The organism is Bradyrhizobium sp. Rc3b (genome assembly GCF_900114915.1).
Classification (GTDB): Bacteria; Pseudomonadota; Alphaproteobacteria; order Rhizobiales; family Xanthobacteraceae; genus Bradyrhizobium.
Genome location: NZ_FOUS01000010.1, coordinates 341,440 through 355,882 on the forward strand (window position 1 = coordinate 341,440; position 14,443 = coordinate 355,882).

The window sequence follows — 14,443 nt, forward strand, 5'->3', positions numbered from 1 at the left end:
CGACTTAAGACGTGGGCACGCTTCGCTTTGCCCACCCTACGATACTGAGGTTGGGGAGAAGTCCAGCACGGTTACGATAATGCTTCGTGAAATCTTCGCGTGGACCGACTAATCTTGGTTCCATGCGAAATGCCTTACGATCCATCCTTGCCGCCCTCGCTCTCGCCTCCGCCCTCCCCGCCTCGGCCCAGACCGCCGCGCCGGTCGAGCTGCGCGTGCTCGCCATCAACGATTTTCACGGCAATCTGCGTCCGCCGCCGGGCGGCATTCGCATCAATGATCCCGAGGACGGAGCCCGGACGGTGATGGTGGCGGCCGGCGGCGCCGAATACATGGCGACGCTGGTGAAGCAGCTGCGCGAGGGACACAAGAACACGATCTTCGTCGCCGCCGGCGACCTGATCGGCGCGAGCCCGTTCCTGTCGGCGATGTTTCACGACGAGCCTTCCGTGGAGGCGCTTTCGCTGATGGGGCTTGCGATCAGTTCGGTCGGCAATCACGAGTTCGACGAGGGCAAGACCGAGCTGCTCAGGATGCAGAACGGCGGCTGTCATCCGGTCGACGGCTGCCAGGGGCCGCATCCGTTCACGGGCGCCAAATTCCGTTATCTCGCCGCGTCCACCATCGAGACCGCGACGGGCAACAGCGTGCTGCCGCCCTACGAGATCAGGGAGTTCGACGGCATCCCGATCGCCTTCATCGGGCTGACCTTGAAGGAGACCGCGGGCATCGTCTCGCCTGCTGGCATCGCCGGGCTCGAATTCCGCGACGAAGCCGAGACGGTGAATGCGCAGGTCGCCCAGCTGAAGGCGCGCGGCGTCGAGGCGATCGTGGTGCTGATCCACCAGGGCGGCGAGCCCGCCGGCGACTACAATGAATGCCCTGCCATCACCGGGCCGATCGTGGACATCGTCAAAAAATTCGACCGCGCCGTCGACGTCGTCGTCAGCGGCCACACCCACCGCGCCTATGTCTGCGACATCGACGGACGGCTCGTCACCAGCGGCGACAAATACGGCACGCTGGTCACCGCGATCGATCTCAAGCTCGATCCTGTAACCCGCGACATCGTCAGCGCCAAAGCCGAGAACGTCATCGTCGCCAACGCCTCGCTGGCGAAGGACGCCGAGCAGACCGCGCTGATCGAGGCCTATGACAAGCTCTCGGCGCCGATCGCCAACCGGCCGGCCGGATCGGTGACGCAGACGCTGTCGCGCGTGCCGAACGAGGCCGGCGAAAGCGCGCTCGGCGACATCATCGCGGACGCGCAGCTTGCCGCGACCAGGGACGCCAAGGATGGCAGCGCTGTCATCGCGCTCACCAATCCCGGCGGCATCCGCACCGACATCGTCCCGAAGGAGAACGGCGCGATCTCCTTCGGCGACGTGTTCGCCAGCCAACCGTTCCGCAACCGCCTCGTGACGATGACGCTGACGGGCAGTCAGCTCAAGGACATGCTCGAGCAGCAATGGCTGGACCCGAAGCGGCCGCGGATTCTCCAGGTATCGAACGGGTTCAGCTATGCCTGGGATGCGTCGAAGCCATTCGGCGAGCGCGTGATCGCCGACAAGATGACGCTGGGCGGCAGGCCGATCGAGCAGGCCAGCGGCTACCGCGTCACCCTCAACGATTACCTCGCGGTCGGCGGCGATGGTTTTACCGTCGCCAAACAAGGCACGGCGCCGCAATATGGCGGCTACGACGCGGACGCACTGTTCGCGTTCTTCCGGGCGCACGGTCCGATCGGCCCGCTGCCGCTGAGTCGCATCCTGCGCGTGAATTGATCCGGATCAAATGGGCCTGAACCGGACGCCCCTTTGCCATTCCCGTTCAAACGCATAGATTGGGATTTGCATTGCGTTTTGGCGCCGGATGCGCCAAGCGACGTCGAAAGCCCGGATCCATGAGGCCGACCTGATGAGCACGCTTCTCCTTTCCCACAAGGCCTGCCTCGACCATGTCACGCCGCCGGGACATCCTGAAAGGCCGGATCGCCTGCGTGCGGTGGAGGAAGCGCTGTCGCATGAGCGCTTCCAGTTCCTGGTGCGCGACCAGGCACCGGAGGGCGATCTCGATCTCGTCACGCTGTGCCACAACGAGCACTACGTCACCGAGCTGCGCCACATCGCACCGAGCAGCGGGCAGGTCTATATCGACGGCGACACCTCGATGTCCCCTGGCACGTGGGAAGCGGTGATGCGCGGTGTCGGCGGCGCGGTGGCGGCGACCGAAGCGGTGATGGCGGGCGAGCATCGCAACGCCTTCGTCGCTGTGCGCCCGCCCGGCCATCACGCGGAGATCGGCAAGCCGATGGGCTTCTGCTTCTTCGACAATGTCGCCATCGCCGCGCGCCACGCCCAGCGCAAATACGGCATCAAGCGCGCGGCCATCGTCGATTTCGACGTGCATCACGGCAACGGCACGCAGGACATCTTCTGGTCGGACCCGACCGTGATGTACTGCTCGACGCACCAGATGCCGCTGTTTCCAGGCACCGGCGCGACGGGCGAGCGCGGCGACCACGACACCATCGTCAACGCGCCGCTCGCCTCCGAGGACGGCGGGCCGGAATTCCGCTCCGCGTTCGAGAATTTGATTCTGCCGCAGCTCGAGAAATTCAGCCCCGAGCTGCTCATCATCTCCGCGGGCTTCGACGCGCATTATCGCGATCCGCTGGCCTCGCTGAATTTGCGCGCGGAGGATTATGCCTGGGTGACGCGCAAGCTGATGGATCTCGCCGACAAGTCCGCGGGAGGGCGCGTTGTTTCGGTGCTCGAGGGCGGCTATGACCTGCAGGGACTGAAAGAATCTGTTACGGCGCATGTCGGCGCCCTGATGGGCGCCTGACGACGCCCGCCACATTAAGCCCGCAAAACCTGCCTTCACTGCAAGGAAAGCGAATCGGGCAATCGGAAACGGATATGGCCGAAAATACTCAAGTCGACGTCTCCAGGCTCACCTTCGAGCGCGCGATCGAGGAACTCGAAACGATCGTGAAGCGGCTCGAGGACGGCAAGGTGCCGCTCGAGGAATCCGTGACGATCTACGAGCGCGGCGAGGCGCTGAAGCGCCGCTGCGAGGAATTGCTGCGCCAGGCCGAGGCGCGCGTCGACAAGATCACCACCGATGCCAGCGGCCAGGCCACCGGCACCGCGCCGCTGGACGTGCAGTAGGAAAGCCGAGAGTTCCCGCTCAGCCTTCCGAGGGCAGGCCCCGAAACGTCATCACGGGAGCGTGGCCGCCATGATTTCATGAACGCACGGCGCGATCCCGCCAACCAGCACGGTTCCGTGCAGCCGGATTGATGCCATCCGTCCGGAAATCCGTCCCTCGGGACCAAAAAAAGATCTCATTCAGGCGGAAAAGCCTGCCAGGGGACCCGGCAAGGCTGGAACCCATTGTCCCGGGCCACGGTTAACCACTCTGGCCCGCCGGTTGCATCTGCATACCCCCAATCGGTCCTGCGGGTTGGCTTTGGCCCAAGCTTTGGTGTAAAGCTGCGCGGAGTGTGGCTTTTTGCAAGCCTTGCGTGGGCAGAGAATTCCGACGACAAGCGCTTCAAACTGCTAATGAAATTGGCTGGGACGGACGAAGCCGATCTAAGTGACAGGGATCACAGAGACTGAACCGGAGCGCACTTAAGCTTACCTAAGCTTGAAGACGGGGCCTTGCCCCATGCAGGTGGCTCCGACGGTTTGAGGACTCGCGCTGCGCCGATATTGTGCAAACCCATCGCGCACCGGAATGAACTTCCGGCGCTGACAAATTGGAAATCGCCGTGAACGCATACAGTAAAACGCCGCTTCTCGACACCATCCGGACGCCGGAAGACCTGCGCAAGCTCAAGATCGAGCAGGTTCGCCAGGTTGCCGACGAGCTGCGGCAGGAGACCATCGATGCCGTCTCGGTGACCGGCGGTCACTTCGGCGCGGGCCTCGGCGTGGTCGAGCTCACCACTGCGATCCATTACGTCTTCGACACGCCGCGCGACCGGCTGATCTGGGACGTCGGCCATCAGGCCTATCCGCACAAGATCCTCACCGGCCGGCGCGACCGCATCCGCACGCTGCGCACCGGCGGCGGCCTGTCCGGCTTCACCAAGCGCAGCGAGAGCGATTACGATCCGTTCGGCGCGGCCCATTCCTCGACCTCGATCTCCGCCGGCCTCGGCATGGCGGTGGCGCGCGACCTCTCCGGCGGCAAGAACAACGTTATCGCCGTGATCGGTGACGGCGCGATGTCGGCCGGCATGGCCTATGAGGCCATGAACAACGCCGGCGCGATGAACTCGCGCCTGATCGTCATCCTCAACGACAACGACATGTCGATCGCGCCGCCGGTCGGTGCCATGAGCGCCTATCTGTCGCGGCTCTACTCCGGCAAGACCTATCGCACGCTGCGCGATGCGGCCAAGCAGATCAACAAGCGCCTGCCCAAGATCATCGCCAACCGCGCCAACCGCGTCGAGGAATATTCCCGCGGCTTCATGATGGACGGCGGCACGCTGTTCGAGGAGCTCGGCTTCTACTATGTCGGCCCGATCGACGGCCACAATCTCGACCATCTGCTGCCTGTCCTGAAGAACGTCCGCGACATGGAGACCGGCCCGATCCTGGTCCACGTCGTGACGCAGAAGGGCAAGGGCTACGGCCCGGCGGAAGCGTCCGCCGACAAGTACCACGCCGTCGTCAAGTTCGACGTCGCGACCGGCACCCAGGCCAAGGCCAAGCCGAATGCGCCGGCCTACCAGAACGTGTTCGGCCAGAGCCTCGTCAAGGAAGCGCAGAAGGACGACAAGATCGTCGCCATCACCGCGGCGATGCCGTCCGGCACCGGTGTCGACATCTTCAACAAGGCCTTCCCCGACCGCACTTTCGACGTCGGCATCGCCGAGCAGCACGCGGTGACCTTCGCCGCCGGTCTTGCCAGCGAAGGCTACAAGCCGTTCTGCGCGATCTACTCGACCTTCCTGCAGCGCGGCTACGACCAGATCGTGCATGACGTCGCGATCCAGAACCTGCCCGTCCGCTTCGCCATCGACCGTGCCGGCCTCGTCGGCGCCGACGGCGCCACGCATGCCGGCTCGTTCGACAACGCCTATCTCGGCTGCCTGCCGAACATGGTGATCATGGCCGCGGCCGACGAAGCCGAGCTCGTGCACATGGTGGCGACGCAGGTCGCGATCGACGACCGTCCGAGCTCGCTGCGCTATCCGCGCGGCGAAGGCCGCGGCATCGAGATGCCCGAGGTCGGCATCCCGCTCGAGATCGGCAAGGGCCGCGTGATTCGCCAGGGCAGCAAGATCGCCCTGCTCTCCTTCGGCACGCGCCTCGCCGAATGCGAGAAGGCGGCCGACGAGCTCGCAGCCCACGGCCTGTCGACCACGATCGCCGACGCGCGCTTCATGAAGCCGCTGGACACCGAGCTGGTGCTCAAGCTTGCCCGCGACCACGAGATCCTGATCACGATCGAGGAAGGCTCGGTCGGCGGCTTCGGCTCGCATGTCGCGCAGTACCTGACCGATCAGGGCGTGCTCGACACCGGCATGGTCAAGTTCCGCTCGATGGTGCTGCCCGACGTGTTCCAGGACCACGACACGCCGGCCGCGATGTACGGCCGCGCCGGTCTCGACGCCAAGGGCATCGTCGCCAAGGTGTTCGAGGCGCTCGGCAAGGACGTGAAGGCCGAGACGGTCAAGCTGGCCTGAGGTGGTACACCTCTCCCGCTTGCGGGAGAGGTCGGATCGCGAAGCGATCCGGGTGAGGGTTTTCGCCTCTTGGGGGTTCTCGATTGCCGAGACACCCCCTCCCCAACCCTCCCCCGCAAGCGGGAGAGGGAGCGCAGTTTTCGCCGCGGTTCGCAGCTCGCCTGAATTTCTCCGAAGCAGTCAGCCATGAAAATCTATCTGGCAGGCCCCGACGTGTTCCTGCCGGATGCGATCGAGATCGGCCGGCGCAAGGTCGATATTTGCGCCGCGCACGGGCTCACCGGCCTCTATCCCCTCGACAACGCCATCGATCTCACCGCGCCCGATGCCGCGCGGCAGATCTTCTGCGGCAACGAGGCGATGATGGAGGCGGCCGACGCCATCATTGCCAATCTCACCCCGTTCCGCGGCGCCGGCGCCGATCCCGGCACCGTCTACGAGCTCGGCTACATGGCCGGCCGCCGCAAATTCTGCCTGGCCTATTCCAACGACGGTGCCGCCTATGCCGACCGTGTCGGCCGCTTCATGGAGGTCACCTCCGAGGATGGGCGGCTGGTCGACGCGCAGGGACTGACGGTCGAGGATTTCGGCCTCGTCGACAATCTCATGATGATCCATGCGCTGGAGCTGCACGGCTGTCCGCTGGTGACGCCGGCCGCGATGCCGATCGACGTCTGGCATGATCTCGCCGCGTTCGAGGCTTGCGTCCGGATGGCAGCCGCGCGATTGATCGCTACATAAGCAGATCAATCGTCCCAAGAAGCGTCCCAAGAGCCGTACCAAGAGAGCGTGATGTCCCCTGCCCGCAAGCGCGCAGATGTATTGCTGGTCGAGCGCGGCCTGTTCGAGAGCCGGGCGCGGGCGCGCGCGGCGATCGAGGCCGGGCTCGTCACCGCCGACGACAAGCCGGTCGCCAAACCGTCGGAGACGATTGCCGAGGACGCCGTGATCCAGGCCGAGCCCGCGCACCCCTATGTCTCCCGCGGCGGCGTCAAGCTCGCCGGCGCGCTGGAACGGTATCCGATCGAGATCGAAGATCATGTCTGCCTCGACGTCGGCGCTTCAACGGGCGGGTTCACCGAGGTGCTGCTGGCGAACGGCGCGAGCCTGGTGTTCGCCATCGACGTCGGCACCAGCCAGCTGCATCCTTCGCTGCGCGACCATCCCAAGATCGTGTCGATGGAGGAGACCGACATCCGCAGCTATGAGGGCAAGCGGCTGCCGGCACGGCCCGATGTCGTCGTCATCGACGTCAGCTTCATCTCGCTGAAGACCGTGTTGTCGGTGGCGCTGTCGCTGGCGGCAGCGCCGATGAGCCTGCTGGCGCTGATCAAGCCGCAATTCGAGGCTGACAGGAAGCACAACAAGAAGGGCATCGTCCGCGACGCCGCCGTGCACCGGGAAATCTGCGACGACATCGCCGCCTTTGCCGCTTCGCTCGGCTGCACCGACATCGAGATATTCCCCTCGCCGATCACCGGCGGCGACGGCAATATCGAATTCTTCCTGGGCGCGCGTCGTGGTTGAGCGCATCAGGATCGATCATGTCGGCCATCGCGGCGACGGCGTCAGCCTCGACGCCGGCGAAGCGATCTATGTGCCCTACACGCTTGGCGGCGAGACCATCGAGGTCGATCACGTCGTGGGCCACCATCGCGACCGCCGCAAGCTGCTCGCAGTCGACGTCGCAAGCCCCGAGCGCATCGAGCCGTTCTGTCCGCATTTCGGCGTCTGTGGCGGCTGCGCCATCCAGCATTGGGCGGCTGAGCCATATCACGCCTGGAAGCGCGGCATCGTGGTGGAGACGCTGGCCCAGGCCGGCATCGCATGCGAGGTCGCGCCGCTGGTCGATGCCCATGGCGCCGGACGCCGCCGCGTCACGCTGCATGGCCGCTTCGGCACGCATGATATCCTCAAGGTCGGTTTCTCGGCGACGAGCTCACACGACGTCATCCCGATCCATCGCTGCCCGATCCTCGATCCCGCACTCGACGGCGCGATCGATGCCGCCTGGGCGCTCGCCGAGCCTTTGACGTCCAGGATGCCGGTGACCAAGCCCCTCGACATCCAGGTCACCGCCACCGCCAACGGCCTCGATGTCGACGTGCGCGGCTCCGGCCCGCTGCCGACGCCGCTCGTCACCGCGCTCTCGCGCGTCGCCGAGCAGCATCGCCTGGCGCGGCTGACGCGGCATGGCGAATTGGTGCTGCAACGCCTGGCGCCGACAATAAAGATGGGCCGCGCCGAGGTGACGCTGCCGCCGGGCTCGTTCCTCCAGGCAACGGTCGCGGGCGAAGAGACGCTGGCAGCGCTCGTCGCCGAGCGCATCGGCAAGGCCAAGGAGGTTCTCGACCTTTTCTGCGGTGTCGGTCCGTTCGCTCTGCGGCTCGCAGAGAAGGCCCGCGTCACCGCCTATGACAACGACGCCGGCGCTGTCGCAGCGCTGGCGAAAGCCGCGCGCACGCCGGGCCTGAAGCCGATCAAGGCCGAGCCGCGCGATCTGTTCCGCCGCCCCCTGGTGCCGCCCGAGCTACGTGACTTCGACGCCGTCGTATTCGATCCGCCGCGCCAGGGCGCACAGGCGCAGGCGCTTAAGCTCGCCGCGAGCAAGGTGCCGGTCGTGATCGCGGTGTCCTGCAACGTCGCGACATTTGCCCGCGACGCGCGGCTGCTGATCGACGGCGGCTATCGGCTGGAGGCGGTGGTGCCGGTCGATCAGTTCCGGCACACGCCGCATGTGGAGCTGGTGGCGCGGTTCAGCCGTTGAGGTCAGGCCGCTATGCCGATGGCTCGAATTGCGGCTGCCATCGGAGCAGATAGGACTGCAGCGAGCGCACCGCGATCGCCAGCAGGATGCCGACGAACATCATGACGAAGATGGCCACCATCATCTCGCTGGCATTGGCCCGCGCCTCCGCCTCGATGATGAGCTTGCCGAGGCCGCGCTCGGCGCCGATGAACTCGCCAACGATGACGCCGATCAGCGCAAAAGACACCGCCGGCAATAGCGAAGCGAACACCCAGGCGAGCGCGGACGGGATCACGACCGTACGCAGCACGGTGAACTCGCTGGCGCCGAGCAGACGGGCGGCAGCGATCTGGTCGCGGTCGACCGCACGCGTTCCCTCGAAGGTGTTGAAGAACACCACGAAGAACACGACGAGCCAGGCGGTCGCGATCTTGGAGAGATCGCCAAGGCCGAAGATCAGGATGACGAGCGGTACCAGCGCAATGCGCGGTATCGAGTTGAGCGCCACGATGTAGGGTCCGAACACGCGGGCAAGCAAGTCCGAACGGCCGAGGACCAGGCCAGCCGCGATCCCGCTCGCAGAGCCGAACAGAAAGCCCCACCACGTATTCTTCAACGTGACGAGCGTGGCGAGCCAAAGATTGTTGTCGTTGCCCCTGATGCAGGCGGCAAAGCCGCCAGCGTCAGCGAAGCAGCCGAGCCGCAGAAAGCTCTGCCAGATCAGCGACGGCTTGGCGACAAAATAGGGATCGAGGATTTTGGGCACGTAAGCCCTCGGCAGCAGCGCCTTGCTCCATTCAAAGCCCCACTGCCAGATGACAAGCACGGCTGCGAGAATGGCCAATTGCCAGAACAGAATCACGGCGCGGTTGTTGGACATGGTCAATCGACCCTGGTGCGGCGGAATTCTTCGCCGAGGGAGTGCCAGATGTGAGAATAGAGGCGGCCGAATTCGGCGCTCTCGCGCACGGCCACGGGGTCACGCGGCCGCGGGATAGCGACGTCGAAATCTTCCTTGAGACGCCCGGGCCGGGCCGAGAGCAGGATGATGCGGCTCGCGAGCGTCAGCGCCTCGCCGAGATCGTGCGTCACGAACAGCACCGTCTGCCGCTCGCGTTCCCAGATCTCCAGCAGCGTCTTGTGCATCTCCAGCTTGGTGTGGGTGTCGAGCGCACCGAACGGCTCGTCCATCAGCAGGATCTCGGGCTCCAGGATCAGCGTGCGCATCAAGGCGACGCGCTGGCGCATGCCGCCGGACAGCATGCGTGGAAAGCTCTGACCAAAGCCCGAGAGCCCGGCCTTCTCGACCGCCGAAGCGACGCGGCTGGCGCGCTCGGTCTTCGGCAACCCGGCGATCTCCAGCCCATAGCCAATGTTCTGCTCCACGGTTCGCCAGGGAAATAGCGTATCGCGCTGGAAGACATAACCGACCCTGGGGTTGACCGTGCCGGTCTCGACCGCGTCCTCGTCGATCAGGATGCGTCCACCCGAGCGCGGCAACAACCCCGCGACCATGTTGAGAATAGTGCTCTTGCCGCAGCCGGATGGACCCAGCAGCGCAACGAACTCGCCCTGCTTGACCTCGAATGAGACGTCATCCACCGCCACGAACTCGCGGCCGGACGCGTTGAAGCGCTTGGCAAGCCCCTGCACGGCAATGCGGACGCGCGCTGCCGCTGTGTGATCCTCGTCGCGCGCGAGCGCAAGGCCCTGGCCCGTCGCGGCGATCATTTGTATTTCGCCCTGGCGGCCTGGAGGAAGCTCATGTCGACGACATCCTCGTATTTGGTCTCGGGAATATCCGTGCCCTTGCGGTACCAGGGCTTGGCGCCGCGTTCGAACGCAGTCTTGTCGATGACGCCGTCATAGGCCCAGGTCGACTTGTCGAAGCCGAGTTCGGCATTGACCGCGTCGGGATCGATGCCCGAGAAATATTTCGGCGTGACCAACGCCTGCACCTCCGCGAGTGGCGCCGCCTTCACGAACGCCATCGCGCGGTAGATCGCGTTGACATAGGCCTGCACCAACGCCTTGTCCTGCTCCACCGTGTCCTGGAGCGTGTAGATCACGAGCACGGGCAGCGTGCCGCCGAAATCCTTCTCGAACACGCCCGGCTTGGACGTGTCGTAGATTGTCTTGCCAAAGCCCTTCTTCTCGACCTCGACGATCCAGCTCGGCGGCGCCATGATGGCGTCGAACTGCTTGGTCTGGAGCGAGGGGAACATCGTGTTGGTTCCGCCGCCTGCGACCCAGTTCACCTTGTCGCCGAGCCCGCGCGCTTCGAACACATAGGTGCCGAACACCCAGGTGCCCGAGCCGATCGCGGTGGCGGCAACGATCGGCTTGGCGCCGTCCGGCCGCTTGTAGTCGGCGAGCTTCTCGACCGAATTGATGCCGCTGTCGTGGAGGTCCTGCCGGACCATGATGTTGGCGTAGGAGCACACCATCTCGGTAGCGAGCAGTATCTTGCAGGGCTTGCCGCGCGCGCCGAGCTGGAGCGGGTGACTGGCATCGCCATGGGCGAACAGCGCCTGTCCTGCCGCCAGCGTCTGGCGGCCGAACGTGCCGGCATTGCCGGTGACGAGCTTGGAATCGAGCCCTTCGTCCTTGAAGTACCCCTTCAGCTCGGCGATCATGCCGATGGCGTAGACCGGCGACACCGGTCCGAACGCAAGGGAGACCTGCTTGCTTTGCGCAAGCAATCGCCCCGGCAACAGCGATGCTCCGGCCAATGCGGAGCCCGCGATCAGCGCCTCGCGCCTGGTAATGCTCATGTGCTCCTCCTCCCTCGTTTTTTGTTCGATTACGCCGATCGGTCAGGACGGCGCGAACTTGATCGTCCCTGCTTGTCGCAGCGCCTCGATGTCTTCCGGAGACATGCCGATCTCGCGCAGGATCTCCCCACTGTGCTCACCGATCCCAGGTGGATCGTAGCGGTTGGGCAGCCGCCTTCCGTCCATGGAAATCGGCAACAGCGGTGTCTTGGCCTCACCGCCATCGGGCAGCCGAATATCGGTCAGGCCGCCCGACTGGTTGAGATGCGGATCATCGAAGAGATCGCCGGGCTTGTTGACCGGCGCGTAGGGCAGATCCAGCTGCTCGAGGCGCGCGGCGAGATCGGCCTTGTCCCATTGCTTGAAGATCTTCGCGATTTCCGGGATCAGCCAGCTGCGATGATCGACGCGGTCGTTGCTCGTGGCAAAGCGCGGATCAACGAGCCAGGCGTCACGATCGAAGGCGCGGCAGAACGCCGCCCATTGCTCTTCGCCGACGATGGTGACGAACAGCTTCGAGCCGTCCCTGGTGTCGAAGAGATCGTAGACCGGCCACGGACTGTCCTTGATGGAATACGGGATCGACGGCTGGCCGCTGACCACCTCGCACATCATGGCCTGCGCCATCAGGAACACGTTGTTTTCGTACAGCGCGCTCTGGATGTAACGGCCGCGGCCGGTCCGCTGCCGCTCGGCGAGCGCGGCCTGGATCGCGATCACGCCGAACATGCCGCCCATGACGTCGTTGACCGAGGCCCCGGCGCGCATGGGACGATCGGGCAAGCCGGTCATATAAGCGAGGCCACCCATCATCTGCACCACCTCGTCGAGCGCGAGGCGGTTCTCGTACGGGCCGGGCAGATACCCCTTGAGCGAGCAATAGATCAGGCGGGGCGCAAACGCCGCGACGCTCTCGTAGTCGAGGCCGATCCGTTTCAAGAGGCCCGGCCGGAAATTCTCGATCAGGACATCGCTGTTCTCGATCAGCCTGCGTGCGACGTTCTGGCCGTCCGCGGTCGACGTATCCAGCGCGATGCTGCGCTTGTTGCGGCTGTAGGTGGCGAAGAAGCCGGCGGCTGGCCCCTTGAAAGTGCGGGTGCGGTCGCCCTTGGGCGGCTCGACCTTGATCACGTCGGCGCCGAGATCGGCCAGGATCAAGCCGCAGCTCGGCCCCATCACCATCTGACTGAACTCGATGACGCGAAGCCCGGCGAGCGGGCGAAGCTCCGATACCGTCTCATGTGCAGCCGGGGTCATGCCGCGCTCCGCAGGACTTTGGGAATGCCCGCCTCGTGCAGATGCCCCGTCAGATGCTTCGCCGGGATATGGCGGGCGAGAATCTCGCGCGTCTGCATCAGACGGTCGAGGTCGATGCCGGTGGAGAGCCCCATGCGTTCCAGCATGAACACGAGGTCCTCGGTGACGATGTTGCCGCGCGCACCGGGAGCAAAGGGGCAGCCACCGAGGCCGGACACCGCAGCGTCGAAACGGCGGATGCCGGCTTCGAGACCGGCGACGGCATTGGCAAGGCCCGCACCGAGCGTGTCGTGAAGATGCAGCCGCAGCGTCATTTGCGACCCGACCTCACCCCGCACGGCTTGGATGATCTGCCCGATCAATTTCGGGGTGGCATAGCCGACGGTGTCGGCAAGGCCGATCTCGTCGGCACGGGCCTCGGCAAAAGCGCGCGCCACCCGGCACACGGCTGCCTCACTCACCTCGCCCTCCAGCGAGCAGCCGAAGGCGGTGGCAATCGCGCCCATCAATTGCGGCCGCTGGCCCACGGGCCGGGCGTCGATCGCGGCGCGGACCGCGCGAAATCCCTCGATCTGCTCATCGACCGTACGGCGCACATTGGCGCGATTATGCGTCTCGCTGGCGGAGATCACGAAGTAGACGGCGTTGACACCGGCGGCGATGGCGCGCTCGGCGCCCTTCACGTTCGGCACCAGCGCACCGATGGTCGCCGATTTGTGCGTGAGCGCGTGTGTCATCACCGTATCGACGTCGGCGAATTGCGGCACGACCTTTGGCGACACGAACGAGCCGGCATCGATCTCGCGCACGCCGGCAGCGGCGATCGTGTCGATCAACGCGCATTTGGCTTCGGTCGGAACGAAGATGTCGAGATTCTGCAGACCATCGCGGGGAGCGACCTCGCAAATATGGACATCCGGCGCGCGTGCCATCGGGCTCTCCCTGGGTCGATTGTATATTGTTGCATAAAAGAACAATCCGTGGGACAGTCTGTCAAGCCCTAAATCTCGCGTGCAGTGCAATGAGCTCATCAGACAGTTCCCGACAACGCACCGACAAGAACGGTTCCGAACGCGCTGAACACCTTGCCGGGCTCATCATGGCGCTGGCCCGGCGCGAAGGCATGAAGGCCGGCGACCGCCTGATCGAACAAAGGCTTGCCGACGCGCTGGACCTTTCGCGCGCGCCGATCCGGCTCGGCCTGAAGGCGCTGGAAGCAGCGGGGCTGGCGCGCGGCGAGCCGCATCGCGGCTTTGTGCTGGCGAAGAATCCCACCAGCGGCGCAGCCCAACCGGCGCTCGCGGCAGTGAGGCGCAACGAGCAGGTTTATGCGTCCGTCGCAGGCGACGTGCTCGCGAGCCGGCTGCCGACCGACGTTACCGAGGCGGAGCTGATGCGCCGCTATGACGTCACGCGGGCCGAGCTGCAGCGGCTGCTGGACCGGATCGCTGCCGAGGGCTGGATCGCACGCCTGCCGGGCTATGGCTGGCGTTTCGCAGAGACGGTCTCAAGCCCCGAAGCTCAAGCACAGGCCAAGGCGTTTCGCGCGGTGATCGAGCCGGCGGCGATCGCGCAGCCGGGTTTTACGCTGCCGCAGGAGGTGATCACACGCCTGCGCGAGCGCCAACAGCGCGTGTTCGAAGGCGAGATCGAGAAGATGACGATCGGCGAGATCTTTCACTCCGGCTGCGAATTCCACGAAGACATCATCCGCGGCGCCGGCAATCCCTTTTTTCTCGAAGCGCTCAAGCGCGTGAACTCGATCAGACGCCTGTTCGCCTATCGCAGCTTCGCCGACCGCGACGGCATGCGCCGGCACGTGCGCGAGCATTTGCGCCTGCTCGACGTCCTGGAAACGCGACGTTACACGGAGGCGGCGGAACTGATGGCCAGGCACCTGCAAAGGCCGCTGGTGGCGGGCTTGTCGTGATGCCCAAACCAGAATTGCGTGGACCG

The 14,443-nt window shown here is 65.2% G+C and carries 13 protein-coding genes; 8 read left to right on the forward strand and 5 right to left on the reverse strand.

Annotated elements, in window-relative coordinates; all coding sequences use genetic code 11:
* Positions 1–122 precede the first annotated feature (122 nt).
* The 7 genes from BM190_RS24785 to BM190_RS24815 all read left to right on the forward strand — a co-directional run bounded on the left by BM190_RS24785 (position 123) and on the right by BM190_RS24815 (position 8,474).
* Positions 123–1,784, forward strand: a complete 1,662-nt coding sequence (locus BM190_RS24785) for a bifunctional metallophosphatase/5'-nucleotidase (RefSeq protein ID WP_092259913.1) — start codon at positions 123–125, stop codon at positions 1,782–1,784.
* A gap of 133 nt (positions 1,785–1,917) precedes the next feature.
* Positions 1,918–2,847 carry a histone deacetylase family protein gene (locus tag BM190_RS24790; protein WP_026202776.1) on the forward strand — a complete coding sequence of 310 codons (930 nt, stop codon included), beginning with the start codon at positions 1,918–1,920 and terminating at the stop codon, positions 2,845–2,847.
* 74 nt (positions 2,848–2,921) lie between these two features.
* Positions 2,922–3,173: an exodeoxyribonuclease VII small subunit gene (locus tag BM190_RS24795; protein ID WP_008132970.1), complete on the forward strand. Its 252-nt coding sequence runs from the start codon at positions 2,922–2,924 to the stop codon at positions 3,171–3,173.
* Positions 3,174–3,778: 605 nt separating this feature from the next.
* On the forward strand, positions 3,779–5,707 hold the full coding sequence (gene dxs, locus BM190_RS24800; protein ID WP_092259983.1) for a 1-deoxy-D-xylulose-5-phosphate synthase: 1,929 nt from the start codon (positions 3,779–3,781) through the stop codon (positions 5,705–5,707).
* Between the two features lie 186 nt (positions 5,708–5,893).
* Entirely contained in the window at positions 5,894–6,448 is a 555-nt protein-coding gene (locus tag BM190_RS24805) for a nucleoside 2-deoxyribosyltransferase (protein WP_092259915.1), read from the forward strand.
* A gap of 51 nt (positions 6,449–6,499) precedes the next feature.
* Positions 6,500–7,234: a TlyA family RNA methyltransferase gene (locus tag BM190_RS24810; RefSeq protein WP_177237270.1), complete on the forward strand. Its 735-nt coding sequence runs from the start codon at positions 6,500–6,502 to the stop codon at positions 7,232–7,234.
* A complete protein-coding gene (locus tag BM190_RS24815) occupies positions 7,227–8,474 on the forward strand; it encodes a class I SAM-dependent RNA methyltransferase (protein ID WP_092259919.1) in 1,248 nt (415 codons plus the stop codon). The genes BM190_RS24810 and BM190_RS24815 overlap by 8 nt, the downstream gene beginning before the upstream one ends.
* Before the next feature lie 10 nt (positions 8,475–8,484).
* On the opposite strand, the gene BM190_RS24820 is transcribed toward BM190_RS24815, so the two are convergent.
* Genes BM190_RS24820 through BM190_RS24840 form a run of 5 tightly spaced genes read right to left on the reverse strand, consistent with a single transcriptional unit; the run spans position 8,485 to position 13,419 of the window.
* The gene (locus BM190_RS24820) at positions 8,485–9,336 is read right to left on the reverse strand and encodes an ABC transporter permease (RefSeq protein ID WP_092259921.1); all 852 of its coding nucleotides are present in this window, start codon (positions 9,334–9,336) and stop codon (positions 8,485–8,487) included.
* Between the two features lie 2 nt (positions 9,337–9,338).
* On the reverse strand, positions 9,339–10,187 hold the full coding sequence (locus tag BM190_RS24825; protein ID WP_018322591.1) for an ABC transporter ATP-binding protein: 849 nt from the start codon (positions 10,185–10,187) through the stop codon (positions 9,339–9,341).
* The gene (locus tag BM190_RS24830; RefSeq protein WP_092259923.1) at positions 10,184–11,230 is read right to left on the reverse strand and encodes an ABC transporter substrate-binding protein; all 1,047 of its coding nucleotides are present in this window, start codon (positions 11,228–11,230) and stop codon (positions 10,184–10,186) included. The genes BM190_RS24825 and BM190_RS24830 overlap by 4 nt, the downstream gene beginning before the upstream one ends.
* Positions 11,231–11,272: 42 nt before the next feature.
* Complete coding sequence (locus BM190_RS24835; RefSeq protein ID WP_092259925.1) at positions 11,273–12,487, reverse strand: CaiB/BaiF CoA transferase family protein; 1,215 nt, start codon at positions 12,485–12,487, stop codon at positions 11,273–11,275.
* Positions 12,484–13,419: a hydroxymethylglutaryl-CoA lyase gene (locus BM190_RS24840; protein ID WP_092259927.1), complete on the reverse strand. Its 936-nt coding sequence runs from the start codon at positions 13,417–13,419 to the stop codon at positions 12,484–12,486. Before BM190_RS24840 ends, BM190_RS24835 begins: the two co-directional genes overlap by 4 nt.
* On the opposite strand from BM190_RS24840, the gene BM190_RS24845 reads away from it, so the two are divergent.
* Positions 13,413–14,417: a GntR family transcriptional regulator gene (locus BM190_RS24845; protein ID WP_244550723.1), complete on the forward strand. Its 1,005-nt coding sequence runs from the start codon at positions 13,413–13,415 to the stop codon at positions 14,415–14,417. The genes BM190_RS24840 and BM190_RS24845 overlap by 7 nt on opposite strands.
* Positions 14,418–14,443 lie beyond the last annotated feature (26 nt).